Here is a 3,705-nt window from a genome sequence, read left to right on the forward strand (position 1 = left end):
GGACACAGACCATATCACCCTTTAATTTAAGGGAAACCTCAAATTCATAACCCTTTAGATACACCTCAGACTGCCAATAAATCTGTTCTGAAACAAACTACAATTCCCGGCACTCAGTTCTGTTTAGCGGCTACTTGCCGTTCACAATCGCGACTTGCGCGGGTGACGTTGGTGCGTCGAGCAGTTCTAACCGCAGCACGTCCCGTTCGGCCGTTAAGTCGATGGCAAAGGTCAGAATGTGGGTGCCTTTGCTGAGATCAAGTTCGGTCTCGGGTTTAAGAACGATCGGCTTTTCGCCGAGCCACATTTTGAGTCCGTCAATCGAATTGAATTTCAGAATCGTTTTTCCGGGAGAGGTCGCTTCCAGTTCACAGCGGGCGAAAGCAGCTCCCGTCGCGCGATTCGATACGTGCAGCTTGCCGATCTCGTCAAACTTTCTGACAGGCAGATTGCCATCCACGCGACTGTAAGCGGGTTCCCAGACAAACGCGGGGTTTTCCGTGGCGGCAGTCGCGTGTCGGGTGCGGCGAATCGCGTTCATTGCTTCGGGGGTCCCTTTCATCACCCGCCAGCGACGTACGACACGCTCTTTACCGACCGTGTACGCTTCCGTTTTCCCCAGTTCAGACAGGAAACGCGTCAGGTCGATCAGTTCCTGCTGCGTCAGTTTATCGAGTAAACCAACAGGCATCAGCGAAGCAGCCGGTGCTTCTTCGTCGATCTGATCCAGAGGAATATTCATGATATTGTCATTCACATCCCGCAGGACGAGCTGGCTGTCCGTGCGACGTACCAGCACACCTGAGAAGACTTTTCCCTGATCGGTGACGACGGTGACCGCGTTATAATTTTCTTTGACAGCTTTATTCGGATTCAACAGCGAATCAACGATGTAATCCAGTTGCGCACTGCCGCCGAGACTGAGAATATCGGGACCGACTTTCCCGCCGGCGCCGCCGATCGCGTGGCATTTCAGACAGGAGAGATCTTCGCGGCGGAAGATGGCTTCCCCCCGGTGAGCATCGCCTTTGGTTTTGACGTCGTTGATCATACTCGCCATTTCTTCCGGCGAGAGCATCACGGGCTGCGGCGCACCGCTGCTGGTTAATCCCCCCGCGACAGCAATCGCTTTTGCCAACTGCGGGTTGGTTTGACCTGTTGACTGAATCAAACGCCCTAACTGAATCGCGGCGTCTTTCGCGATGGTTTTTTCTTTGAGCGCGTTCACAAGAATGCCCGCCCCCCCCTTTCGCTGCAGGAAGATGTTCGCCAGCGCGGAAAGCTGCTCAGGGGCCGTGATCTGACTCATCAGGCTCACGGTCTGTTGTGCGGCAAGATTCAGATTCATCTCGGCAAGCGCAGCGACGGCGGCGATGCGAAGATTCTCTGAACAATCGGCGCGACTCAGATTGAGCAGGATATCCCGGTTTTCTTTGCCTCCCAATCGAGCCAGCGCATACAGACACGATTTTCGCAGTTCGATTTTTGTCTGATCCGATTCTGCCAGTTCACGAATCGGCGTTTGCAGCGATTCCATTTTCCAAAGCCCCGCACAGTCAATGGCCGCCTGTTGCACGGACAGATCCTGTGAGGTAAAAAGTTTCTGCAATGAACTCAGATCGCCGGATGCTCTTACTTTTCGTGCTTGAAATGCCTGTGCCAGTGTGCGCAGAATGGCGGCCTGCTGTGCTGGTTTGGTATCTGCTTTCAAGGTAAGTTCGAACAGTTGCTGCAGATCGCTGGCATTGCCGAATTTCGCGATCAGATCCAGACTGGTCTGCAATTCGCTGTCGGGAATCTGGCCGGTTTGAATCAACCGGGTGACGACCGGTGCCACTTCGGGAGAATTGACGGCAGTCAACGCAAACAGCAGTTTCTTCGGATTTTTCTGAAGCGATGACGTTCCTTCGAGCACTTGAGGTAGCCAGATGGATTTTGTTTCGCGTGTCGTGAGCCAGAGGGCATAATCCAGAAATTCATCGACGGGTTGATCAAGGGCCTGATAGGCGTCGGTCAAAACGGTCGGTTGGTCGTATAAGGCAAGCGCACGGACGGCTTCCAGACGCACGCGCGGAAACGCATCGCCAGCCAGTGGCGCGATCAAAGCATACGAATCGGGAATCTTGTCTTTCCAGTGCCGGGCCACACGAATCGCAGCGGCGCGGGCTCGGCCGTCTTTTGATTTCAGACAAATCTGCAACAGTTCGGGCTGTACGCTGTTAATACATTCCGCCACCCAGAGTGCTTCCAGTTGGTTGTGTTCAAACTGTGGATCTTCGGTGTCGAGCTGGCTCACCCAGGCCTTCAAATCGTTTTCGACTTTCGCCTGCCCCCGTTCCCGCAGAACATTTTTGGCATTTTGACGGGTCCACTCTTCGGGCAGCTTCAATGCTTCCAGCAATTCCTGATTTGTCGCATCAACCAGTTTCGGGCGGGGCAACGTTGGTTTGCCTTTGTAAGTCACACGCCAGATGCGACCATGCGTATGGTCGCGGCGGGGATCGCGGAAATCGACTTCGCCGTGCTGAATGATCGGGTTGTACCAGTCGGCAATGTAGATCGCACCATCCGGTCCCATTTTGACATCGATCGGTCGAAAGGCGACGTGGTCGGTTTTGATGACTTCCACCTGTTCGCGGGAAACATAACCGGCTTCATTCTCCGTCACCACGAAGCGGCAGACACGATGCCCACGGAAATCGTTGGTGATCATATTCCCCTGCCAGTCATCGGGCAGATGACGGCCGCTCAGAATTTCCAGGCCGCAATGTTTGGGACTGCCGAGGTTCAAGCCTTTCAGAATGCGCTCCGCGCCCACCGCCGTCACAAAGGCGGCACCGGGGAACGTGTAATTGATGCCGTGCCCGTAGGCACCGTCGGTGGCGAATGATTGGCCCCAGCGGTCAAAGTGATGGCCCCAGCTGTTGACCATGCCCCGCATGACGACTTCCAGATCCATCATCTCAGGACGATACTTCCAAATTCCACCCCCGTTCAGACGTTTTACGCCGTGCGGAGTTTCGATGTGGCTGTGAATATAAATCGACTGATTGAAATAAAGAGATCCCCCGGGTCCCCAGCGGAGTGTGTGCAGAATATGGTGCGTGTCTTCGGTACCGAAACCGGCGAGAACCGTCTGTCGCACGTCTGCTTTGCCGTCGCCGTCCGTATCTTTCAGATGCAGCAGTTCCGTGCTGTTGCCGACATACGCGCCCCCGTTACCCGGCATGACGGCGGTCGGAATCAATAACCCGTCCGCGAAGATGGTGGTTTTATCTGCGGTGCCGTCACCGTCCTGATCTTCGACGATCAGAATTTTATCGTTGGCTTTTTCACCCGGTTTGATTTGCGGATAAACTTCGGAAGCGGCGATCCACAGGCGGCCCTGGGCATCGAAATTCATCTGAATCGGCTTCGCAATTTGCGGGTCAGCGGCATATAGATTGACTTCGAAACCTTCCGCGACTTTGAACGACTTGCGTTCGAGTTCGGGGTCGGTGGGGGGAATGTCAGTCAGGTCGCGTTGCGCCCAGGCGGCGGAACCTGTCAACAGACACAACGCACAAAAGACACAAAGAAATATTCGTTTCAGCGGGAGAGCGGCTTGATTTATCACGGGAACGATCCTTTAGAGATCAAAAACTGGTCGAAAGATTTTTGTATGTAAAGAATGATGGATGACAGCTACTGAGTGGAAATCAGGCG

1 protein-coding gene is annotated in these 3,705 nt (G+C 54.3%); it reads right to left on the reverse strand.

The features are described 5' to 3' along the window. Nucleotides 1-130: 130 nt before the first annotated feature. A complete protein-coding gene (locus tag Q0294_RS03715; RefSeq protein WP_299461053.1) occupies nucleotides 131-3,616 on the reverse strand; it encodes a PVC-type heme-binding CxxCH protein in 3,486 nt (1,161 codons plus the stop codon). Between the last annotated feature and the right edge of the window lie 89 nt (nucleotides 3,617-3,705).

The organism is uncultured Gimesia sp. (assembly GCF_937919775.1).
In the GTDB taxonomy this organism is placed as follows: domain Bacteria; phylum Planctomycetota; class Planctomycetia; order Planctomycetales; family Planctomycetaceae; genus Gimesia.